This is a genomic window from Streptomyces sp. NPDC026062 (assembly GCF_055568375.1).
In genome coordinates this window covers 1-21,073 of record NZ_JBVHOQ010000023.1, presented here as the reverse complement: position 1 = coordinate 21,073, position 21,073 = coordinate 1, and the positions used below count along the sequence as shown (strand labels likewise).

Sequence of the window (21,073 nt, the reverse complement as noted above, 5' to 3'; positions counted from 1 at the left end):
GCCCGCCCGGCACACCTCAGCGGTACTGGAGGTAGCGCCTGCGCACCGCGCGGAACGCGCCCAGGTCCTCCGCCCACGCCCCCACGACCTCATCCGTGTCCGCGCCCGCGTCGATCATCGTGCGGACCCGGGTGTTGCCGGTGAGCTTGTCGATCCAGTTGTCCGGCCGCCAGGCGAACCCGCTCCAGGTCTGCTTCGCCGTCACGAGCAGCGCGATCCCGGTGCGTACCGGATCGAAGACCTCGCGGTCCTGGACGTGTACCTGGACGCCGCCCACCGTCCTGCCCTGGAACTTGGAGAACGTCGGCGCGAAGTACGCCTCGCGGAAGGCCACTCCGGGCAGCTCCAGGGCGTTCGCCGCGGCTGCCCAGGTGTGGTCGACGCCCTCCGCGCCCAGCAGTTCGAACGGGCGGGTCGTTCCGCGCCCCTCCGAGAGGTTCGTGCCCTCGAAGAGGCAGGTGCCCGAGTAGACGAGCGCGGTGTCGGGCGTGGGCATGTTGGGGCTCGGCGGCACCCACGGCAGCCCGGTGTCGTCGAAGAAGTCCGAGCGCGACCACCCCGACATCTTCACGATCTCCAGCTCGGCGGGACGGCCGGCCAGGAACTCGCCGTTGAAGAGCAGCGCCAGCTCGGTGACCGTCATGCCGTGGGCCTGGGAGATCTCCCGGCGTCCCACGAAGGTGCCGAACGCGGGATCGAGCACGGGCCCGAGCGCGGCCCGCCCCGTCACGGGGTTCGGCCGGTCCAGCACGACGAACCTCTTCCCCGCGAGGGCCGCCGCCTCCAGGCAGTCGTACAGCGTCCAGATGTACGTGTAGAAGCGGGCGCCCGCGTCCTGGATGTCGAAGACGATCGTGTCCACGCCGGACGCGGTGAACACGTCGGCGAGCGCCTGGCCGCTCTTCAGATAGGTGTCGTAGACCGGCAGCCCGGTCGCCGGGTCGTCGTACCGGCCCTCCGAGCCGCCCGCCTGCGCCGTGCCCCGGAAGCCGTGCTCGGGACCGAAGACCGCGGTCAGGTTCACCCGGTCGTCGGGGTGCATCACATCGACGATGTGCCGGACATCGGAGGTGATCCCGGTGGGGTTCGTGACGACACCGACCCGCTGCCCCTTCAGCAGGGCGTAGCCGTCCGCCGCCAGCCGGTCGAAACCGGTGCGGAGCCGGCCGTGTCCGCCGCCGTGGCCCTTGGCGGGCGAGGGGAGGGCGGCCGCGGGGCCTGCCGCCGCGGCCGATGCCGCGAGAGCTCCCACCGCACCGCCGGCGGCCAGCAATCCACGTCTGGACAGGCTCATTCGGCTACCTCCATGATCGCGACGTCTGTCATGGTCACGCACGCTAGCGCGCGTGAGGGCCGCAGGGAACGAGCCGGACGGGACGGCTGTGCCCGGAGTGACGGATGGGGAGCGCCGACCCCTTCCCCGGCGACATACCGACCGGTTAGTCTGCCGGTGCTGTCGGCTGAGAGAGGCGGGACCGATGAGTACGGTGCAGGGCGCGGGCGTAGTGGTCACGGGGGCCGGAGGCGGCATCGGAGCCGCCCTGGCCCGCAGATTCGCCGCCGGGGGCGCACGGGTCGTGGTCAACGACCTCGACGAGAACCGGATCAAGGCGCTCGCCGAGGAGATCGGCGGTATCGCGGTCGCCGGTGACGCCTCACAGGTCGTCGACGCCGCCCGGGACGCGCTGGACGGCACCGTGGACGTCTACTGCGCCAACGCCGGTCTTGCCTCGCCCGGCGACGTCTTCGCCGACGAGGAGGTCTGGGCCGCCGCCTGGGACGTCAACGTGATGGCTCACGTCCGCGCCGCCAGGGCGCTGTTGCCGGACTGGCTGGAGCGCGGCAGCGGCAGGTTCGTCTCCACGGCCTCCGCCGCCGGACTGCTGACGATGATCGGCGCGGCGCCGTACAGCGTCACCAAGCACGGCGTGGTCGCCTTCGCGGAGTGGCTCTCGCTCACCTACCGCCACCGAGGCATCAAGGTCCACGCGATCTGCCCGCAGGGCGTACGGACGGACATGCTCACCGCCGCCGGGTCGGCCGGGAAGCTCGTCCTCGCCCCCAGCGCGATCGAGCCGGAGGCTGTCGCCGACGCCCTCTTCGACGCCATGGCCGAGGACCGCTTCCTCGTCCTGCCGCACCCCGAGGTCGCCGGGTACTACCGGGCCCGTGCCAAGGACACCGACCACTGGCTCGGCAGCATGAACCACCTCCAGCGGAAGTGGGAGGAGGCAGAGGCATGAGCGAGTCGGTCTACGCGGCCAAGCCCTGGCTCCAGCTGCTGAGCGAGGCCCAGCGGGCACCCGTCAGCCCCGCCGTGACCCTGGTGCACGCCTTCCGTGACTCGGTGGCCCGGACCCCGGACCACCCGGCGCTGGCGTACTTCGACGGACGCCTCACCTACCGCGAGACGGACGCGCTGTCCGACTCCGTGGCGGGCCACCTGGCCGCCCGCGGCCTGGCACGCGGCGACCGGGTCGCGATCATGCTCCAGAACTCCCCGCAGTTCGTCCTCGCGCTGCTCGGCGCCTGGAAGGCGGGCGCGACGGTCGTCCCGCTCAACCCGATGTACAAGTCCGCCGAGGTCGGCCACGTACTGAAGGACGCCCAGGTCACGGCGCTGATCTGTTCCGACCGGGCCTGGGAGGCGTATCTGCGGGACACCGCCGCCGGTGTGCCCTCCGTCGGTATCGCCGTCACCGCCTGCGAGCTGGACCTCCAGACGGAGAACGACGAGCGGGTCCTCGGCTTCGACCGGCTGCCGCCCTCCGGCGACGCCGACGACCTGGTGGCCGTCGCCCACATGGGTCTCGCGGCGCCCGTCGGCCGGGACCTCGCCGCCACCGACGTGGCGCTGATCAGCTACACCTCCGGGACCAGCGGCACCCCCAAGGGCGCCATGAACTCCCACGGCAACATCATGGTCAACGCCGAACGCCAGCGCACGGGCCACCCCATCGCCGAGGGCGCCGCCTACTTCGCCCTCGCCCCGCTCTTCCACATCACCGGAATGGTCTGTCAGCTCGCCGCCTGTCTCGTCAACGCCGGCACCCTCGTCCTGGCCTACCGCTTCCACCCGGGCGTCGTCCTCGACGCGTTCGCCCGGCACCGGCCCGCGTACACCGTCGGACCGTCGACCGCCTTCATGGCGCTCGCCGCGACCCCCGGCGTCACGCCCGAGCACTTCGCCTCCTTCCGGGTGATCTCCTCCGGCGGCGCACCGCTGCCGCCCGCGCTCGTCGAGAAGTTCCGGGCGGGCTTCGGCCCGTACATCCGCAACGGCTACGGCCTCACCGAGTGCACCGCTCCCTGCGCCTCCGTACCGCCCGAGCGCGAAGCGCCCGTCGACCCGGTCTCCGGCACCCTCTCGGTCGGCGTGCCCGGCCCGGACACGGTCGTGCGGATCATCGACGAGAACGGCGCGGACGTGCCCTTCGGCGAGCAGGGCGAGATCGCGGTGCGCGGCCCGCAGGTCGTCTCCGGCTACTGGCGGCTGCCCGAGGCCACCGCGGCCGCCTTCCCGGACGGTGAGCTGCGCACCGGTGACATCGGCTTCATGGACCGAGAGGGCTGGCTCTACGTCGTCGACCGCAAGAAGGACATGATCAACGCCTCCGGGTTCAAGGTCTGGCCGCGCGAGGTGGAGGATGTCCTCTACACCCACCCGGCCGTCCGCGAGGCCGCGGTCGTGGGCGTCCCCGACACCTACCGGGGGGAGACGGTCCGCGCCTACGTCAGCCTGCGGCCCGGCGCCTCGGTCGAACCCGGCGAACTGGGTGTGTACTGCAAGGAAAGGCTTGCCGCGTACAAGTACCCGCGCGAAGTCGAGATCCTGACGGAACTCCCCAAGACCGCGAGTGGGAAGATCCTCAGGCGGGAACTGCGTTCACCCCGTGGAAACAGCTGAACCACAGCACGGAAGGAAGGTGGCGGCTATGGCCAAGGCGACGGACGGGAGCGGTACCCCCGTTCCCCAGCGGCTGCTGGCCGCCGCCACCCGGCTCTTTGCCGAGCAGGGGTACGACCGCACCTCGGTCCAGGAGATCGTCGAGGCGGCCGGCGTCACCAAGGGCGCCCTGTACCACTACTTCGGTTCCAAGGAGGACCTTCTCCAGGAGGTCTACGCCCGGGTGCTGCGGCTCCAGCAGGAGCGCCTCGACGCCTTCGCCGAGGCCGACGCGCCCGTCGAGCAGCGGCTGCGCGAGGCCGCCGCCGACGTGGTCGTCACCACCATCGAGAACCTCGACGACGCCTCGATCTTCTTCCGCTCCATGCACCATCTGAGCCCGGAGAAGAACAAGCAGGTACGGGTGGAGCGGCGCCGCTACCACGAGCGCTTCCGGGCGCTCGTGGAGGAGGGCCAGCGCAGCGGGGTGTTCTCCACGGCCACCCCGGCGGACCTGATCGTCGACTACCACTTCGGCTCGGTCCACCACCTGTCGACCTGGTACCGGCCCGACGGCCCGCTGACCCAGCAGGAGGTCGCCGACCACCTCGCCGACCTGCTGCTGCGCGCGCTGCGGCCCTGAGCGCCGGGCCCGGGTCCGCTCAGCCGGCCCCGGGCGCCAGCCGTACCAGCAGTGCCTCGGCCGCCGGGTTGCGCGGCCGGGGCGCCCGGCCCACCAGCAGGACCGTCCGGCCCGGCTCCGGCTGGCGGATGCTCACGCACGGCAGCCCGGCGTCCTCGCCGATCCGGCGCGGCACGATCGCCACGCCGATGCCCGCCCGCACCAGGTCGACCAGCAGCCGGATCTGCGTGACGTCACAGGTGATCCGGCGCTCCAGACCGCAGTGCGCGGCCAGCCGGCGCACCGCCGTCTCCAGACCGGTGCCCGCGCGGAAGTCCACGAACGGCTCGTCGGCGAGGTCCTTGACCAGGGTGCGTCCCGCGGTCGCCAGCCGGTGGCCGGGTGCCGTGATCAGCACCAGGTCCTCCTGCCAGGCCGCGAACGCGGCGATGCCTTCCGGAAGTTCGGCGGCGTCCGGCGCCAGATAGGCGAGATCCAGCTCACCCGCGCGCACCGCGGCGACCAGATCAGGCATGGTGGCCTCGCGGAGCGAGATCTGCACGCCGGGCCACAGCCGGTGGAACGAGGCGAGTTCGGCGGCCAGATCCACACAGGTCAGCGTCTGGATGGTGCCGATCCGCACCCGACCGGTGTCCAGGCCCGACACGGCGGCGACCGCGTCGCGGGCCGCGTCCGTCCCGGCCAGTACCGTGCGGGCCGACGGCAGCAGGGCCCTGCCCGCCTCGGTCAGCACCACGCGGCGGCCGGTGCGCTCGAACAGGGCGGCCCCCAGCTCCCGTTCCAGGTTGCGGACGGAGGTGCTGAGCGCGGACTGCACGATCAGTTCGGCACGGGCGGCGGCGGTGAAGCTGCCATGGGTGATCACCGCCATGAAGTGGCGGAGCTGACGAATCTCCATCCATCTACGGTAGCGATCGCAGCCAGCGAATCCATCTGTTGGACCGAACGTGACAGCAGGGTGAAGCTGGATACATGGCGCACATCCAGACGTCGACGCGTGTTCCCGTCCTGTGGGCGGTGGCTTACGGACCGCACCGGCCCCGAGCCGTCCGGGTCCTGGCACGATGCCTGCTGCGGGTGCGGGCGTTCGCCCGTGAGCTGGCGCTCGCCGACCACGTTCCGTACGGCGGCTACTGAACCGGCTGCCGGAGGGGCGAACCGCCCGAAACGCGCTGGTGGAGCCGAGGAGCCCCCGGCTAGCATCCGGGCATGCGGAGACCGGTCGACGAAGAGTTCCGTGCCCTGGGCCGACCGACCGGGCACGAGGACCCTGGGCGGAGCTGGGCCGCACTGGTCCGGCTGGCCGGACGCATCAGTGAGCGCCCGCCCTCCGACGACCGCGAGAGGGACGAACTCGCCGCACTGCTGCCCGTGTCGCTCAGCGGAGTGCCGGAGTCCGACCTCCTCCTGGCCGGGCTCTACGAGCGACTGGGCCACCGGCTGACGGACCGCCCCAGGCCGCCGTGGCGCACGGCCGGAGATCTGCCGGCGACGGTACGGACCGCCTGGCTGCGCGCCGATGTGCTCCACGATCCCGGTGTGCTGCGCGACGAGGCCCCGGGCGAGCTGCTGTACCAGGCCGTGCGAGGGGCGGGGATCACCGGCACGTCCCGTCCGGTGGAGCTCGTGAAGGCACTGGCCCGCAGCGGTGATCCGGTGCTCGGGGCCCAGGCGCTGCGGCTGGCCGGAGAGGGCCTGCGTGCCGGAGTGCTGGCCCCGGCACTGGTCCGGGAGACGCTGATCGCCCTGCTGGGCGCCCCCAGCAGCCGAGTCGTCGCCGGAGCGCTGGCCGCACTCGCCGAACCATGGGCGGCGACCGACCCGCTGCCGCCCGCCCTGCTGGCGCCGTTCCTCTTCCCCGGTCGGGCAACGGAGCGGGACGGGGGGCGGCTCGGCGGAGATCCTGTGCCGGGGCGGCCGGGGGAGCCCGGCGGGGGGTCGGTGCCGGAGCGGGCGGGGGCGGACAACGCCGTGCGGGAGCGGCCCGAGGTGGCCGACGCGGCCCTGGCCGCCGCCGCGCGCCACGGTCACCGCGAGCTGCTGCGCCAGGTCGTCGCGGACCCGTGCATCGCGCCGGGCCTGCGACGAAGCGGGCTGGAACTGCTCGGTGAACTGGCCGGGCGCGAGGACATCGGCGAGCTGACCGCGGTCGCCGCCCGCGATCCCCTGCTGCTCGGCGGCCCGGCCGTGGCCTGCCTGCGCGGGCTCCACCGGCGCGGCCACTTCCCCGACGGCACGCATGTCCGCGCCGTCATCGGTCTGGCCCTGTCCGATCACTCGATCCCGCCCCGCGACGTGGCGACGATCCTCTTCACCACCAGGCAGGAAGCGCTCCAGGCCCTGACGGACGCGTCCGCCGGCGATCCGGGGTGGCCGCGACGGCTCGCCCTGCTCGTCGCCCTGGCCGGACAGGGGGCCGGCGATCTCCCGGCCGGAGAAGCCGTCGCCCGCGCACTCTCCTCGGCCCCCGAACCCGCCCCCTTCCTCGACGCGATCCGCGAACTGCGCCACACGGATGCCGAGGAGGCCGTGATCGCCCTGCTCCCGGCGGCCCCGGCCGCCGCCCTGGACGCGCTGGAGGCAATCGGCGGCGACCTGACGGTGCGGGCCCTGTGCGAGGGGCTGGGCCTCCCCGCCGACGGGACGGCCGAGGGGACGGGTCTCTCCGTCGGTGGGACGGCGCCCCACCTTCGCGCCGTACGCGACCGGGCCCTCGGGCTGCTGTGGCAGCTCAACCGTGACCCGGCGCGGCGCCGCGACCTCCTCGCCCGGCTCGACCCCCTCGATCTGCCGCCCCGGATCGCGGCGGACCTCGGCGGACCGGACCCCCGGGAACTGGCCCTGCTCCGCTCCCATCTGGACCCGGACGCGCCGGTGGCGGCGCTGTGCCGGCTGGCGGCCCACGGCGACGCCACGACCCTCCCGGCCATCGCCGACCTGCTCCTGCGCGTCGTGGCCGAAACCGCCGTGTCCAGGAGCCCGGACGCGGCACCCAGGACCGGTGAGTACGGACAGCCGGCCGGTGAGCCCGCGGTGCCGCAGGAGGTTCTGGACGCGGTGAGCGCCCTGGGCCGCCGGCTCCACGGACGCGGCGCGATCCGCCCTGTCTGCCTGCTCGGTGCCGAGGACGCGGACCGGGCCGGGCACGCGCTGGTCGCGAGCCTGGCGCTGGATCTGCTGGACCGCCCCGGACTCACCGACGACGAGCAGGTGGTCCTGCTCGAACTGCTGCTCAGGGCCCCCTGGGCGGGCACCCGCACGCGGGTCCACCGGCTGCTGCGCCACCGCGACCGGCACATACGCAAGCACGTCATCGCCCTGCTCGCCCACGACACCACGGGCGAGGACGCCCAGGCGCTCTCGGCGACGCTGATCGCCCTGACCAGGGCCGAGGACATCCAGACCGTCCGGCAGGCCCTGCTCGCCCTGGGCCGCTCCCGGGCCCACTGGGCGGCCGCCGCGATCTCCGCCTGTCTCGGCCACCCGAGCATGAACATCCGGAAGACGGCGGCCGAGGCGCTGGTTCAGGCCGGTTCACCGGCGGCGCTCCCCGGACTCCTCGCCCGGCTGGGCCGGGAGTCCAACCCCGGTCTGCGTACCGCCCTCGTCGCAGCCCTGCGCGCCGTACTCGGCGACGCCTGCGCGGCCACCCTCCTCGCCGCCGCCGAACACGGCCGGGACGACGCCGCCCGCCGGCTGCTGCTGGAGGGCCTGGACGGTGCCCTCGCCGCACGCTCGGTCCTCGCACTGGACGAGCAGAAGTCGCCGGTGGCCGTTCCCCTGCTGACCCTGGCGGCGTCCGGACGGGTCGCCCTCGCCTCCGGCACCGTACGGGATCTGGCGCCGGCCATGGCCCGGCACGGGATCACCGTGACGGCCGCCGAACCGCCGGAGCCCGGCGGGACGGACCGTGACGTCGAGACCCTGGTGACCGGGGGCTGGGACTCCGAAGTCGCGCTGCGCCTCGTCGCACGGGGCGAGGTGCTGGGCCCCGCCCGGTCGGGACGGCTGCGGCCGATGCTGGCCGACTGGCTCGCGCTGGCGGGCTCCCGGCCGAAGCCCCGCAACACCCGGCCCCTGGGCAAGGAGCCCTTCGGACGCGCGCCCTCCGGGAAAGAGCCCTTCGAGCACGCGCCCTGCGGGATGGAGCCCCTTGGTGAGGAACTGTTGCGGTTCGCGCTGGGGCTGTGCGCCGCGCCCCGGAGCCGCCCGGAGCTCATGGTGCTCGCCCGTTCCGCCCCGCTCCTGCTGGACGCGCTGGCCGGTGCGCATGACGCGGACCGCAGCGAACTGATCACCTTACTCGAAGAGGTCGCACCGCTGCTGACGGCCACCGCGAGACCGGACGCCGTCGCCGCCGTACGGGCCCTGGCTCCCGCACCCGGCCGGTCCACGCTGACCCTGCTCCGGCGCCTGGGCGCGGTGACGGTCCGCGCCGATCTCGACCGGGCCCTCGCCGGGGCCGGGACGGGAGCCGACCCCTGGCGGGCCGTGCCCGTCGTGCTCAGGGAGGCCTTCGGCGTACCGGAGCCCGACCCTGCCGCACCCGTGGACGCGGGGACCCGGGAATGGCGGTCCGCGCTGGCCGTTGCCGTCCGGGCACCCGGGGCACTGGCGGAGTTCCGCGACGCGGACGACAGCGGTGTCCCCTCGCGGGACCGGCTGGCCGCCCTGACGGAGGCATACCAGGGCGCCGCGCCCGGGGTACGGGCCGCACTCGTCGACTGGATGACATGGCTCCAGCCCCTCGACGCGCCGCCCTGGACCGTCGCGGAGACCGCCCGAACCCCGGAACCCGCACCGCGCCGGGTCCGGGACGAGGACCTGGACCAGCCGCGCTCGTCGGCCCTGTGGCAACGGCTGGTCGCCCAGCTGGAATCCGCCGGGGCGGAAAGCGGACAGGCCGCAGCCGAGGCGCTCGCGCGATGGCCCGAGCCGGAGGCCGGTGCGGTGGTGCTCCGCGCCTACCTGCGCGGCCGCGTCGCGCTGCCCTCAGGTCCGGGACCCGCCCGCGCGCTCGCCTCCGTCGGTGAGGCGGAGCTCCGGGGCGACGGGATCCTGCCCGACCGGGTGGCCCACATGGCGGCGAGGCTCGGCCCGGGGGAGATACAGCGGCTGGTACCGCTGCTGGTCGAGTGGTGGGAACACGCACCACCCGCCCTGGCCGCCGCTCTCAGCGAGGCCCTGCGCCGCTGCCCCGCCGACGTGCTGGCCGAGGCGCTGGCCGGGCGTCTGGACGCCGGGGCGTGGGGTTTCCTGGACCTGCTCGCCGGCCGCCCGCTCCTGCGCACCCCGGCGTTGACGCGGACCTTCCGCCGTCTGCGTACCGAAGGCCGTGACGAACTCGCCGACCGGCTGCGGCTCGTGGCGGGACCCCTGCGGGGGCCGGACGCCGGGACCGGGGACGCGGCGGCACTGACAGCCCTGCGGGACCGCGAAGCCGCCGCTCCCGACGGGGCCGGCCATCGCACGACCCGGGGAGAACTGCTGGACCTGGCCGCGGCCGGCACACCGGAGCAGATCTGCCGGGCGCTCACCCGACTCGCCGAGGCGCACACCGGCCCCGAACCGGACCGGGACCGGCGACTCCAGGACCTGTTGGACGCGTTGCTCACGCACCCCCGGCCCAGGGTCCGGCTGCGCGCCCACCGGACCTCACGGGTGATGCTCGAACGGCCGGCCCATCTGCGCCACACCGCACTCCTGCTGGACGACCCCCGGCCCGACGTGGTGCGCATGGCGGTCCGGACGCTCTGCCGGGCGGGCTGGCAACCAGCGGTCCCCGCGGTCATCGGACTGCTCGGCCACCCGCACGCCGTCGTGCGCGAGGCGGCGGCCGAGGGGCTCACCGGGATGGGCGGGGCGGCGGTCCCGGCACTCCGCCACGCCGCCGCCCGCGCCCGGCCCGACCGGCGCTCCGTGTACACGGATGTGCTGGACCGGATCGCGGCCGGTGGACCGTGAGGTGACCCGAGGGACCGGCCCACCGACCGGCCACCGCGAGCCCGGCCCGGTCCGAGGCACCGGCAAGGCCCTGCGACCGGCCACCCCGAGCCCGGCCCGGTCCGAGGCAAAGGCCCTACAGGTACTTCTTGATCTCCCGCCGCGCCAGCGAACGCTGGTGGACCTCGTCCGGACCGTCCGCCAGCCGCAGCGTCCGCGCCGCCGCCCACAGCTCGGCCAGCGGGAAGTCCTGGCTGACCCCGCCCGCGCCGTGCAGCTGTACCGCCTGGTCGAGGATGGCGACCACCGCGCGCGGGGTGGCGATCTTGATGGACTGGATCTCCGTGTGCGCACCGCGGTTGCCCACGGTGTCCATCAGCCAGGCCGTCTTCAGCACCAGCAGCCGCAGCTGCTCGACCGTGACCCGGGCGTCCGCGATCCAGTTCTGGACGACCCCCTGCTGAGCGAGCGGCTTGCCGAAGGCGGTACGGGCCACCGCGCGCCGGCACATCAGCTCGATGGCGCGCTCGGCCATCCCGATCAGCCGCATGCAGTGGTGGATACGGCCGGGGCCCAGCCGCGCCTGGGCGATGGCGAAGCCGCCGCCCTCCTCGCCGATCAGGTTCGAGGCGGGCACCCGCACGTTGTCGAAGACCACCTCGGCGTGACCGCCGTGGTAATGGTCCTCGTAGCCGTACACCTTCATGGCGCGCTTCACCGTCAGACCCGGTGTGTCGCGCGGCACCAGGATCTGCGACTGCTGACGGCGGATGTCCTCGCCGTCGGGGTCGGTCTTGCCCATCACGATGAAGATCGCGCAGTCCGGGTTCATCGCCCCGGAGATGTACCACTTGCGCCCGTTGATGACGTAGTCGTCGCCCTCCCTGGTGATCCGGGTCTCGATGTTGGTCGCGTCCGACGAGGCGACCTCCGGCTCCGTCATCGCGAACGCGGACCGGATCTCCCCGGCCAGCAGCGGCTCCAGCCACCGCTTCTTCTGCTCCTCGGTGCCGAACTGCGCCAGCACCTCCATGTTCCCGGTGTCCGGCGCCGCGCAGTTCAGCGCGGTCGGCGCCAACTGCGGGGAGCGGCCCAGGATCTCCGCCAGCGGGGCGTACTGGAGATTGGTGAGCCCGGCGCCGTACTCGGCGTCCGGCAGGAAGAGGTTCCACAGTCCCTGCTTGCGGGCCTCGGCCTTGAGGTCCTCCACCACCTGCGGGGTGTCCCACGGCGACGCGAGCCGCGCGCGCTGCTCCTCCGTGGTCCGCTCGGCCGGATAGACGTGCTCGTCCATGAAGGCGAGCAGCTTGGCGCGCAGCTCCTCGGTACGGGCGTCGAATGCGAAGTCCATGGGGTGGATCAGCCTTCCTGGAGAGTGGTGAGGCCGTGCTCGATGAAGAGAGGGACGAGGTCGCCGATGCGGTCGAAACCGCCGCCGACCGTCTGGCCCAGGGTGTAGCGGTAGTGGATGCCCTCCAGGATCACGGCGAGCTTGAACCAGGCGAACGCCGTGTACCAGGAGATGCCGGAGGTGTCCCGGCCCGAGCGGGCGGCGTAGCGCTCGATCAGCTCGGCGGGGGACGGGTGGCCGGCCGCGCCGCTGGTGGTGGAGACGGGCGACTCGGGCAGCTCCAGGTCGGAGCTGTACATCACCAGCAGGCCGAGGTCCGTGAGGGGATCGCCGAGCGTCGACATCTCCCAGTCCAGGACGGCCTTGATCTCGTCGTCGGACCCGATCAGTACGTTGTCCAGGCGGTAGTCGCCGTGGATGACCGTGGGCGCGGGGGAGCCGGGCAGCTGCCGGCCGAGTGCCGCGTGCAGCTCGTCGATGCCGGGCAGTTCACGGTTGCGGGAGGCGTCCAGCTGCTTCCCCCAGCGGCGCAGCTGCCGGTCCAGGAAGCCCTCGGGACGTCCGAAGTCGCCGAGGCCCACGGCCCGCGGGTCCACGGCGTGCAGTTCCACCAGGGTGTCGACCAGGCCCAGCACCGCCGTACGGGTGCGTTCCGGGCCGAGCGGGGCGAGCTGCTCCACCGTGCGGTACGGGGTGCCCTCGACGTACTCCATGACATAGAACGGCGAGCCGATGACCGAGTCGTCCTCGCAGAGCAGCAGGGTCTCCGGGACCGGGACGGCTGTCGGGTGCAGTGCGCTGATCACCCGGTGCTCACGTCTCATGTCGTGTGCCGTGGCCAGGACATGGCCCAGCGGCGGCCGGCGGACGACCCAGCGGCCCGTCCCCTCCGTGTCCGTGACGACATAGGTCAGATTGGAGCGGCCGCCCTCGATGAGCCGGGCGTCGAGCGGTCCGTGCACCAGCCCCGGACGCTCGCGGTCGAGATGTCCGCGCAACCGGTCGAGGTCGAGACCTGGCGGGTGGACTGGGCTCATCGTGCGCACCTCCGGATGGGTAAGACGTCGGAGTTCATGATGCCGACCAGTCGGTATGTCGTCCAGTGAACTTCCGGAACGGAATGCGTGGACTCGGGCCCGAACAGAGGGCGGACCTCTGGTGTTGAGTCGTATCCCTGAATAGAGTTCACGTATGGATACCGCCTTGTTGATCGACGAAGTCCGGCTCACCCCGATCCTCATTGCCGACCCGCCCCTCCTCAACACCCAGGGCGTCCATCAGCCGTACACCCCGCGGCTCGTCGTGGAGGTCGTCACCCGGGGCGGTGTGACAGGGATCGGGGAGACCTACGGCGACGGCAAGTACCTCGAACTCGCCGAACCCCTCGCCGCCGCTCTGGCCGGACGTCCGGTCAGCGATGTGAACGGCCTCTTCGCCCTCGCCGACGAGGTGTGCGGAGATTCACGCGCTGCCGACGAGCGGGTCGACGCGGGCGGGCTGCGCGGTGTCCAGACCGCGGACAAGCTGCGGCTCTCGGTGGTCTCCGGCTTCGAGGTGGCCTGCCTGGACGCGCTGGGCAAGACCCTGGGCCTGCCCGTGCACGCGCTGCTCGGCGGCAAGGTCCGCGACAGGGTCGAGTACAGCGCGTACCTCTTCTACCGCTGGGCCGCGCACCCGGAGGGCGGCGAACGCGACGACTGGGGCGCGGCCGTCGATCCGGCCGGAGTCGTCGCCCAGGCGCGGCGCTTCGCCCGGGAGTACGGGTTCTCCTCCTTCAAGCTGAAGGGCGGCGTCTTCCCGCCCGAGCGCGAGATCGCCGCGGTCCGCGCGCTCGCCGACGCCTTCCCCGGGCAGCCGCTGCGCCTGGACCCCAACGGCGCCTGGTCCGTCGAGACCTCGCTGTACGTCGCCGAGCAGCTGAAGGACGTACTCGAATACCTGGAGGATCCGGCGAGCGGTACGGAGCTGATGGCCGCCGTCGCGTCAGGCACCGATGTGCCGCTGGCGACGAACATGTGCGTCACCACCCTCGCCGAGGTCCCCGACGCCTTCGCCCGGGACGCCGTCCAGGTCGTGCTCTCCGACCACCACTACTGGGGCGGGCTGCACCGTACCCGCGAACTGGCCGGGATCTGCCGCACCTTCGGCGTCGGACTCTCCATGCACTCCAACACCCACCTCGGGATCAGCCTCGCCGCCATGACGCATGTCGCGGCCACCGTCCCCAACCTCGACTACGCCTGCGACAGCCACTACCCCTGGCAGACCGAGGACGTCATCACCACCCGCCATGTCTTCGAGGGCGGCCGGCTCACGGTTTCCGACGCCCCGGGCCTGGGCGTCGCACTCGACCGGGAACGCCTTGCCGCACTGCACCGCCGCTGGCTCGACGACGACGGCACGATGCGCGAGCGCGACGACGCCGCCGCGATGCGCAAGGCCGAGCCTGAGTGGGTGACGCCTTCGATCCCGCGCTGGTGAGAGCCGGGCGGGCGCCGGTCCGAGTTGCGGGCGTTCCCGGCGGCCTTGAGGGTCGGTACATGAAGGCGATCAGTTACAGCAGGTACGGCGGGGCGGACGTCCTGGAGTACGGGGAGCGGCCCGACCCCAAGGTGGGTCCGGACACCGTTCTGGTGAAGGTGCGGGCCGCAGCCGTCAACCCGGTCGACCGGGTGGCCCGGGAGGGACACCTCGACGCCGCTCTGGACGCGGTCTTCCCGGTGATCCCCGGCTGGGACGTCTCGGGTGTCGTCGTCCAGCCGGGCGTCGCCGTCGACGAGTTCGCCGTCGGCGACGAGGTCATCGGATATGTGCGGGAGGACTTCCTCAGCCGCGGCACCTTCGCCGAGTACGTGGCCGCGCCGGTGCGCACCCTGGCGCGCAAACCGCTCAGCCTGAGCTTCGAGGAGGCGGCGGGCCTGCCGCTGGCCGGCCTCACCGCCTACCAGGTGCTGTACCGCTCGCTGCGCATCCGCAACGGCGACACCGTTCTCGTCCACGCGGCGGCGGGCGGAGTCGGCTCGTTCGCCGTGCAGATCGCCCGCCACACCGGCTGCCGCGTCATCGGGACCGCGAGCGAGCGCAACCACGAGCATCTGCGGCAGCTCGGCGCGGAGCCCGTGGCGTACGGGGAAGGGCTCGCCGAGCGGCTGCGGGAACTGGCCCCCGACGGGATCGACGCGGCCTTCGACACCGTGGGCGGGGAGGCCCTGCGGGTGTCGGCCGAGACGCTCGCACCGGACGGGCGCCTGGCCTCCGTCGTGGACGACGAGGTGTTCTCGTACGGCGGCGTGTACGCCTTCGTGCGGCCCGACGCCAAGGACCTGGCGCATCTGGCGGAGCTGGCGGAGCGGGGCATCGTCTCGGTCCATGTGGACCGGGTCTTCCCGCTGTCCGAGGCCGCCGCGGCCCACCGCCTCAACGGCGAGGGCCGCACCCGGGGAAAGATCGTCGTCACCGTCGACTGGGACGCCCCGGAGAGCTGACCTCGGGGTTGCCGGTCCGGAGGAGCATCGCGTTCGGAAGAGCCCGCGTTCAGAAGCTCAGAAGAGCATCGCGGCGGCGAACACGGCCAGCGCGACCGTGCACGCCGCGGCAGTCAGGGCCTCCCGGGCCCCGAGCACCCGGGGACGTGCTGTCCCCATGCTCTGGACCCGACGGTTCGCCACCCGCAGAAACCCCAGCCAGGCGAGCACGCTCAACGACAGGGCGATGACGCCGGCCGGGGTGACCCCGACGTGCAGCGCCTGCTTGCCCGCCAGCAGCGCCACCACCGTGCAGGACAGCGTCGTACGCCGCCAGGCCAGCCGGGTCCGCTCGGGCTGGAGCCCCGGATCGCGCTCCGCCGCGGTCACCGGCCCTCCCAGCCGAACAGGACCACCACCACCATCGCCACGGCCACCACGGCGACGGCCAGACTCAGCAGCGTCGGGAAACGCGACACCGGCAGGTCCTCCCCGCGCCGCATCGCCCGCTCGCACCGCACCCAGTGGTTGACGGCCCGCAGGGCGCACAGCACACCGGCGGCCAGCAACGCGAGCGCCAGCCCCGCGCGGATGCCCCACGCCAGCTCCGGCAGGAACTGGTCGACGGCGAACCCGCCGCCGATCAGTGCGAGAGCCGTCCGGATCCAGGCGAGGAACGTCCGCTCGTTGGCCAGCGAGAAGCGGTAGTCGGGGGTGTCGCCCTCTTCGCGGATCCGTTGCGGCGCCCACCACAACCGCAGACTCTGCACAAATTCATTCACGTACGGACCCTATCTGCCGCTTTGGTGCGCATCCCCGGCCGGTTCAGGGTGATTCCCGGAATGCCTGGAGCCGCCGGTAGCTCTCCAGCCCGTCCGGCACCCACTGCCATGTGCCGAGCCGCCGCTCCAGCTCCGCATCGGTCAGAAAGGTGTGCCAGGCGACCTCCTCCACCTGCGGCGACACCGGCAGCTCGCACCGCACCTGGTAGACGTACGACCACCAGCTGTGCCCGCCGCCCTCGTAGAGGAACGTGAACAGGGGCTCCGGCCGGGGGAGTCCGGACACCCCCAGCTCCTCCTCGGCCTCCCGCAGCGCCGCCTCGTCGTAGGACTCGCCGGCGCCGACCACTCCGCCGACGAACATGTCGTAGTGGGAGGGGAAGACCAGCTTGGTGGCGGTCCTGCGATGGACGAAGATCCGGCCTTCGGCGTCCCGGGCCTCGATGAAGACACAGCGGTGGGTCAGTCCCCGCGCGGTCGCCTCGCCGCGCGGGGCCTGCCCCACCACCACGTCGTTCTCGTCGACGATGTCCAGGATCTCGTCAGAGGGATTCATACCCCTCATCCAACCCCAGACCTCCGGCGGCGTTCACTGCCCCATGACGTACCTGACGGTCGGACCGGTGGTCCAGCCGCCGTCCACGGCGAGTTCGGCGCCGGTGATGTACGAGGCCGCGTCCGAGAGCAGGAAGACGACCGCCTCCCCGATCTCACCGGCCTCGCCGACCCGGCCCATCGGGGTGTTGGGGTAGTTGCCCTCGCCCTGCTGGATGCCCACCGAGGACGTCATCGGCGTGTACACCATGCCGGGGTGCACCGAGTTCACCCGTATCCACGCCGTGCCGAGCTCCACCGCCCCCACCTTCGTCAGCCCGCGTACGCCCCACTTCGACGCGCCGTAGCTGGAGGTCAGGGCCAGGCCCATGAGACCGGCCGCCGAGGAGATGTTGACGATCGAGCCGCCGCCGTTCTCCTTCATCACCGGGATCACCGTCTTCATACCGATGAAGACGGCCGTCAGATTGATGTCGATGACCTTGCGGAAGTGCTCGACCGTCTCGGTCTCCAGCGGCTGGCCGGTGGAGACTCCCGCGTTGTTCACCAGACCGTCGATCCGCCCGAACTCGGCGAGGGCGAACGCGGCGACGCGCTCCCAGTCCTCCTCGGAGGTCACGTCGTGGTGGAGGAACCGGGCCTTCGGCCCGAGCTCGGCGGCGGTGGCCGCACCCTCCTCGTCCAGTACGTCGGTGATCACCACATCGGCGCCGGCGGCCACGGCCAGGCGGGCGGCCTCGGCGCCGAGGCCGCGGGCGGCTCCGGTGATGATGACGGTCCGGCCGGTGAGGCTGTTCTTCTCAGTCATGACATGTCCTTCGTGCTTCGTGCTTCTTGCGGTGCGGGTGGTTCACGTTTGCTTCGTGCGGTGCGGGTGGTTCACGCGCCGTGCGGCGCGGGAGCGTGCAGAAACGCGGTGGTGGTGCCGACGAGATCGGCGAGGAAGAGCTCCTGGCCGGTCAGCGGCCGCGTGCCGTCGAGCCCCTGGCGGGCCCGGTCGGCCAGCGCCGCGCCGATCAGGGTGAGCGCCAGATCGAGGCGCTCAAGCCGTACGGGCTCCGGCAGCGCGCTCAGGCGGTCCCCGATCCGGCCGATCAGCCGGCCGTAGGCGGTGCCGTCCAGCGCGGGGTGCGGGTCGCCGGTCCGCAGCCCGGTCTCATGACTGAGCTGCGCCGAGATCCGCAGACAGCGGCGGCCCCGGTCGTCGGCGAGCAGGCTCGCCTCCGCCGTCACCAGCGCGGTGAGCAGGTCCCGCACACCGCAGTCCTCGGGGAGCGAGCCGAGCAGCGGTGCGACGACCCGCTCGGTGCGCTCCTGGCGGCCGGCCATCACGGCGTCGAGCAGCCCGGCCCGGGAACCGAAGTGGTACTGCACCGCGGAGGGGTTGCTCTGGCCCGCCAGGGCGACGATGTCGCGCAGTTGCGCACCGTCCGTGCCCTGCGCGGCGAAGACCTCCTCGGCCGCACGGATCAGCTTGTCCCTGGTCTGTTGTCCCGACTGTCCCGACGTTCTCGCCATGGGACCAATGTAATGCTGGCCATTATTAATTGCCAGGCCGGACCGGCGACTGTGAGGGAGGGGACATGTCTCAGCGCGGCTGGAGGCTCTGCGTACGGCGTCCGCCCACCGGCCCCTCGGGCATCGCCGGGTGCAGCCCGAGCAGCACGATCCCCGCCACGATCGCCGCGAGTCCGGCCGCCTGCCAGGCCAGGGCGCCGGTGTCCGTACGCACCTGGTCGCCCAGGAACCCGATGCCGCACGCGATCCCGGCCAGCGGCTGGGCCGCGGTCAGCGCCGGCAGCGACATCCGCAGCGGGCCCGTCTCGAACGCGCTCTGCACGAGGATCAGCCCCGTCACCCCCAGCACCAGCACCGCGTACGGCTGCCAGCTGGTGACGAGCGCCGCCCAGCCCTCGTCCGAGAGCCGCTGTCCGCTGACCCGGGTGAGAGCGTCCTGGAGTCCGTACAGCAGTCCCGCCGCGACCGCGAGCAGTGCGGGGGAGACCCCCGAACGTGACCGCTTGGCGAAAGCGGTCAGCAGCAGGGCCAGGCCCACCACCACGCCGATCACCAGCCAGTGCCGCAGCGGACTGGACACCGCCTGCCCGCCCTTAGGCTCGCCCGCCACCAGGAACGCGGCGACCCCGCCGGCCAGCAGCCAGAGCCCGGCCCACCCCTGCCGTCCCAGCCGCTGGCCGGTGCGGTGCCGGGACAGGGCCATCGCGAAGAGCAGATTGGTGGCCAGGAGCGGTTCGACGACGGAGACCTCGCCCTTGCCCAGGGCCAGGGCGCCCAGCACCATGCCGCAGACCATCAGACCGATACCGGCCAGCCAGCTGCGCACCCGCATCAGGTCCAGCAGCAGCCGGGGCGAGAGGTAGTCGCTCCTCGGGGCGTGGCGGGCCGCGGCCTGCTGCAGCACGAAGCCGAAGCCCAGGCAGCAGGCGGCGCTCACGGCGAGCACGAGGACCAGCACCGACACGCGTCTCCACCCCAAGTCAGGCCGGAAGAGGGTGATTTGTTCCGACGATAGCGCCTGGGAACCGCCGGTGCGGCCGGAGCGCCGCCGACCGGGCGGTTGACGCCGGGGCGACCGGTGCCGAAGATCTGACGCACGAGTAACTTCGCGAGCGGCCGCACTGCGGTGACGTGCGGTCCTTCCGCCGGACGGCGGCCCGGTCGCCCCGAAAAGGATGGAACCCATGGCGTACGACGCAGATGTGATCGTGATCGGGGCAGGACTCGCGGGGCTGGTCGCCACCGCGGAACTCGTCGACGCGGGCCGTTCGGTCATTCTGCTCGACCAGGAACCCGAACAGTCGCTCGGCGGGCAGGCGCACTGGTCCTTCGGCGGTCTCTTCCTCGTCGACTCGCCCGAACAGCGCCGCATGCGGATCAAGGACAGCCACGAGCTGGCCCTCCAGGACTGGCTCGGCACGGCCGGCTTCGACCGCGAGGAGGACCACTGGCCCCGCAAGTGGGCCGAGGCGTACGTCGACTTCGCCGCCGGTGAGAAGCGCTCCTGGCTGCACGCCCAGGGCCTGCGGCTCTTCCCCGTCGTCGGCTGGGCCGAGCGCGGCGGCTACGACGCCAACGGCCACGGCAACTCCGTCCCCCGCTTCCACATCACCTGGGGCACCGGCCCCGGTGTCGTCGCCCCCTTCGAGCGCCGGGTGCGCGAGGGTGCCGCCAGGGGACTCGTCACCTTCCGCTTCCGCCACCGCGTCACCGGCCTCGGCCGGACCGGAGGCACGACCGACACGGTCACCGGCGAGGTCCTGGCACCCAGCGACGCGTCCAGGGGCACCGCGAGCGGACGGGAGACGGCCGGCACCTTCGAGCTCAGGGCCCAGGCGGTGATCGTCACCTCCGGAGGCATCGGCGGCAACCACGACCTCGTACGCAAGCAGTGGCCCGAGCGGCTCGGCACCCCGCCCGCGAAGATGCTGTCGGGTGTCCCCGCCCACGTCGACGGGCTGATGCTCGGCATCGCCGAGGAGGCCGGCGCCCACCACATCAACCGCGACCGGATGTGGCACTACACCGAGGGCATCGAGAACTGGAACCCGATCTGGGCCAAGCACGGCATCCGCATCCTGCCCGGCCCGTCCTCGCTCTGGCTGGACGCCCGGGGCAAGCGCCTGCCCGTCCCGCTCTTCCCCGGTTTCGACACGCTCGGCACCCTCGAACACATCATGCGCAGCGGCCACGACTACACCTGGTTCGTCCTCGACCAGAAGATCATCGGCAAGGAGTTCGCGCTCTCCGGTTCCGAGCAGAACCCCGACCTGACCGGCAAGTCCATCCGTGACGTGATCGGCCGGGCCCGCGCCGACGTGCCCGGACCGGTGAAGGCGTTCATGGACAACGGCGCGGACTTCGTCGTGGAGAAGGACCTCGGCGCCCTGGTCCGGGGCATGAACGCCCTCACCGGCGAATCGCTGATCGACGAGGACGACCTGCGCCGCGAGATCACCGCCCGCGACCGGGAGATCGCCAACCCCTTCACCAAGGACCTCCAGATCACCGCGATCAGAGGCGCCCGCACCTACCTCGGCGACAAGCTCATCCGTACGGCCGCGCCGCACCGCATCCTCGACCCGAAGGCCGGACCGCTGATCGCCGTCCGGCTCAACATCCTGACCCGCAAGTCGCTCGGGGGACTGGAGACGGACCTGTCCTCCCGGGTCCTCACCGCCGACGGCAGCCCGCTGGAAGGCGTGTACGCGGCCGGTGAGGCGGCCGGGTTCGGCGGCGGCGGGGTGCACGGCTACCGCTCCCTGGAGGGCACCTTCCTCGGCGGCTGCATCTTCTCCGGCCGGGCGGCGGGCCGCGCCGCCGCGAAGGCGGTCGGCTAGGTTCTGTCGTCAAATGATCTTGTGTGGTGGATCATGGTCGGGTGATACGTCGCCATGAACTGTCGGATGCCGAGTGGGAGTTCGTCCGCCC

At 72.6% G+C, this 21,073-nt stretch carries 18 protein-coding genes; 8 read left to right on the top strand and 10 right to left on the bottom strand.

Features of this window, described 5'->3' with window-relative positions:
- Positions 1 to 16 precede the first annotated feature (16 nt).
- Positions 17 to 1,294: an exo-beta-N-acetylmuramidase NamZ family protein gene (locus ACZ4LX_RS21435; protein ID WP_467647020.1), complete on the bottom strand. Its 1,278-nt coding sequence runs from the start codon at positions 1,292 to 1,294 to the stop codon at positions 17 to 19.
- Positions 1,295 to 1,478: 184 nt separating this feature from the next.
- Here ACZ4LX_RS21435 and ACZ4LX_RS21430 point away from each other — a divergent pair, with 184 nt between their 5' ends.
- Genes ACZ4LX_RS21430 through ACZ4LX_RS21420 form a run of 3 tightly spaced genes read left to right on the top strand, consistent with a single transcriptional unit; the run spans position 1,479 to position 4,529 of the window.
- On the top strand, positions 1,479 to 2,243 hold the full coding sequence (locus tag ACZ4LX_RS21430) for an SDR family oxidoreductase (RefSeq protein ID WP_467647016.1): 765 nt from the start codon (positions 1,479 to 1,481) through the stop codon (positions 2,241 to 2,243).
- Positions 2,240 to 3,907: a class I adenylate-forming enzyme family protein gene (locus tag ACZ4LX_RS21425; protein ID WP_467647011.1), complete on the top strand. Its 1,668-nt coding sequence runs from the start codon at positions 2,240 to 2,242 to the stop codon at positions 3,905 to 3,907. The genes ACZ4LX_RS21430 and ACZ4LX_RS21425 overlap by 4 nt, the downstream gene beginning before the upstream one ends.
- A gap of 28 nt (positions 3,908 to 3,935) precedes the next feature.
- Positions 3,936 to 4,529: a TetR/AcrR family transcriptional regulator gene (locus ACZ4LX_RS21420; RefSeq protein ID WP_359136016.1), complete on the top strand. Its 594-nt coding sequence runs from the start codon at positions 3,936 to 3,938 to the stop codon at positions 4,527 to 4,529.
- Between the two features lie 19 nt (positions 4,530 to 4,548).
- Here the strand turns inward: ACZ4LX_RS21420 and ACZ4LX_RS21415 are convergent, their stop codons facing one another.
- A complete protein-coding gene (locus ACZ4LX_RS21415) occupies positions 4,549 to 5,427 on the bottom strand; it encodes a LysR family transcriptional regulator (protein ID WP_467647007.1) in 879 nt (292 codons plus the stop codon).
- 74 nt (positions 5,428 to 5,501) lie between these two features.
- Between ACZ4LX_RS21415 and ACZ4LX_RS21410 the strand changes: the two genes are divergently transcribed.
- Together ACZ4LX_RS21410 and ACZ4LX_RS21405 are read left to right on the top strand one after the other, a co-directional pair.
- Entirely contained in the window at positions 5,502 to 5,666 is a 165-nt protein-coding gene (locus tag ACZ4LX_RS21410) for a hypothetical protein (protein WP_467647004.1), read from the top strand.
- A 72-nt stretch (positions 5,667 to 5,738) separates the two neighbouring features.
- Positions 5,739 to 10,493, top strand: a complete 4,755-nt coding sequence (locus ACZ4LX_RS21405) for a HEAT repeat domain-containing protein (RefSeq protein ID WP_467647001.1) — start codon at positions 5,739 to 5,741, stop codon at positions 10,491 to 10,493.
- 115 nt (positions 10,494 to 10,608) lie between these two features.
- Here ACZ4LX_RS21405 and ACZ4LX_RS21400 read toward each other — a convergent pair whose 3' ends face one another.
- Complete coding sequence (locus tag ACZ4LX_RS21400; protein ID WP_467646998.1) at positions 10,609 to 11,823, bottom strand: acyl-CoA dehydrogenase family protein; 1,215 nt, start codon at positions 11,821 to 11,823, stop codon at positions 10,609 to 10,611.
- Between the two features lie 8 nt (positions 11,824 to 11,831).
- Positions 11,832 to 12,860, bottom strand: a complete 1,029-nt coding sequence (locus ACZ4LX_RS21395; protein WP_467646995.1) for a phosphotransferase family protein — start codon at positions 12,858 to 12,860, stop codon at positions 11,832 to 11,834.
- 154 nt (positions 12,861 to 13,014) lie between these two features.
- Here ACZ4LX_RS21395 and ACZ4LX_RS21390 point away from each other — a divergent pair, with 154 nt between their 5' ends.
- Positions 13,015 to 14,304 (top strand): glucarate dehydratase family protein, encoded by a 1,290-nt coding sequence (locus tag ACZ4LX_RS21390; RefSeq protein WP_467646992.1) that lies wholly within the window; start codon positions 13,015 to 13,017, stop codon positions 14,302 to 14,304.
- Between the two features lie 59 nt (positions 14,305 to 14,363).
- Entirely contained in the window at positions 14,364 to 15,308 is a 945-nt protein-coding gene (locus ACZ4LX_RS21385) for an NADP-dependent oxidoreductase (RefSeq protein WP_467646989.1), read from the top strand.
- A gap of 57 nt (positions 15,309 to 15,365) precedes the next feature.
- On the opposite strand, the gene ACZ4LX_RS21380 is transcribed toward ACZ4LX_RS21385, so the two are convergent.
- From ACZ4LX_RS21380 to ACZ4LX_RS21355, 6 genes are all read right to left on the bottom strand, one after another.
- On the bottom strand, positions 15,366 to 15,677 hold the full coding sequence (locus ACZ4LX_RS21380) for a DUF202 domain-containing protein (RefSeq protein WP_467646986.1): 312 nt from the start codon (positions 15,675 to 15,677) through the stop codon (positions 15,366 to 15,368).
- The gene (locus ACZ4LX_RS21375) at positions 15,674 to 16,069 is read right to left on the bottom strand and encodes a YidH family protein (protein WP_467646981.1); all 396 of its coding nucleotides are present in this window, start codon (positions 16,067 to 16,069) and stop codon (positions 15,674 to 15,676) included. The genes ACZ4LX_RS21380 and ACZ4LX_RS21375 overlap by 4 nt, the downstream gene beginning before the upstream one ends.
- A 43-nt stretch (positions 16,070 to 16,112) precedes the next feature.
- Positions 16,113 to 16,625, bottom strand: coding sequence for an NUDIX domain-containing protein (locus ACZ4LX_RS21370; RefSeq protein WP_467646977.1), 513 nt, complete (start codon positions 16,623 to 16,625; stop codon positions 16,113 to 16,115).
- A 33-nt stretch (positions 16,626 to 16,658) separates the two neighbouring features.
- Positions 16,659 to 17,432, bottom strand: a complete 774-nt coding sequence (locus tag ACZ4LX_RS21365) for a glucose 1-dehydrogenase (protein WP_467646974.1) — start codon at positions 17,430 to 17,432, stop codon at positions 16,659 to 16,661.
- A 71-nt stretch (positions 17,433 to 17,503) separates the two neighbouring features.
- The gene (locus tag ACZ4LX_RS21360; RefSeq protein ID WP_467646971.1) at positions 17,504 to 18,142 is read right to left on the bottom strand and encodes a TetR/AcrR family transcriptional regulator; all 639 of its coding nucleotides are present in this window, start codon (positions 18,140 to 18,142) and stop codon (positions 17,504 to 17,506) included.
- Between the two features lie 70 nt (positions 18,143 to 18,212).
- On the bottom strand, positions 18,213 to 19,106 hold the full coding sequence (locus ACZ4LX_RS21355; protein ID WP_467646968.1) for a DMT family transporter: 894 nt from the start codon (positions 19,104 to 19,106) through the stop codon (positions 18,213 to 18,215).
- Positions 19,107 to 19,326: 220 nt separating this feature from the next.
- On the opposite strand from ACZ4LX_RS21355, the gene ACZ4LX_RS21350 reads away from it, so the two are divergent.
- The gene (locus ACZ4LX_RS21350) at positions 19,327 to 20,982 is read left to right on the top strand and encodes an FAD-binding dehydrogenase (RefSeq protein ID WP_467646965.1); all 1,656 of its coding nucleotides are present in this window, start codon (positions 19,327 to 19,329) and stop codon (positions 20,980 to 20,982) included.
- The last annotated feature ends 91 nt before the right edge of the window (positions 20,983 to 21,073 follow it).

Coding starts and splice junctions, on each gene's coding strand:
- ACZ4LX_RS21435 (WP_467647020.1), bottom strand. CDS start 1,294: ATGAGCCTGTCCAGACGTGGATTGCTGGCCGCCGGCGGTGCGGTGGGA.
- ACZ4LX_RS21430 (WP_467647016.1), top strand. CDS start 1,479: ATGAGTACGGTGCAGGGCGCGGGCGTAGTGGTCACGGGGGCCGGAGGC.
- ACZ4LX_RS21425 (WP_467647011.1), top strand. CDS start 2,240: ATGAGCGAGTCGGTCTACGCGGCCAAGCCCTGGCTCCAGCTGCTGAGC.
- ACZ4LX_RS21420 (WP_359136016.1), top strand. CDS start 3,936: ATGGCCAAGGCGACGGACGGGAGCGGTACCCCCGTTCCCCAGCGGCTG.
- ACZ4LX_RS21415 (WP_467647007.1), bottom strand. CDS start 5,427: ATGGAGATTCGTCAGCTCCGCCACTTCATGGCGGTGATCACCCATGGC.
- ACZ4LX_RS21410 (WP_467647004.1), top strand. CDS start 5,502: ATGGCGCACATCCAGACGTCGACGCGTGTTCCCGTCCTGTGGGCGGTG.
- ACZ4LX_RS21405 (WP_467647001.1), top strand. CDS start 5,739: ATGCGGAGACCGGTCGACGAAGAGTTCCGTGCCCTGGGCCGACCGACC.
- ACZ4LX_RS21400 (WP_467646998.1), bottom strand. CDS start 11,823: ATGGACTTCGCATTCGACGCCCGTACCGAGGAGCTGCGCGCCAAGCTG.
- ACZ4LX_RS21395 (WP_467646995.1), bottom strand. CDS start 12,860: ATGAGCCCAGTCCACCCGCCAGGTCTCGACCTCGACCGGTTGCGCGGA.
- ACZ4LX_RS21390 (WP_467646992.1), top strand. CDS start 13,015: ATGGATACCGCCTTGTTGATCGACGAAGTCCGGCTCACCCCGATCCTC.
- ACZ4LX_RS21385 (WP_467646989.1), top strand. CDS start 14,364: ATGAAGGCGATCAGTTACAGCAGGTACGGCGGGGCGGACGTCCTGGAG.
- ACZ4LX_RS21370 (WP_467646977.1), bottom strand. CDS start 16,625: ATGAATCCCTCTGACGAGATCCTGGACATCGTCGACGAGAACGACGTG.
- ACZ4LX_RS21365 (WP_467646974.1), bottom strand. CDS start 17,432: ATGACTGAGAAGAACAGCCTCACCGGCCGGACCGTCATCATCACCGGA.
- ACZ4LX_RS21360 (WP_467646971.1), bottom strand. CDS start 18,142: ATGGCGAGAACGTCGGGACAGTCGGGACAACAGACCAGGGACAAGCTG.
- ACZ4LX_RS21350 (WP_467646965.1), top strand. CDS start 19,327: ATGGCGTACGACGCAGATGTGATCGTGATCGGGGCAGGACTCGCGGGG.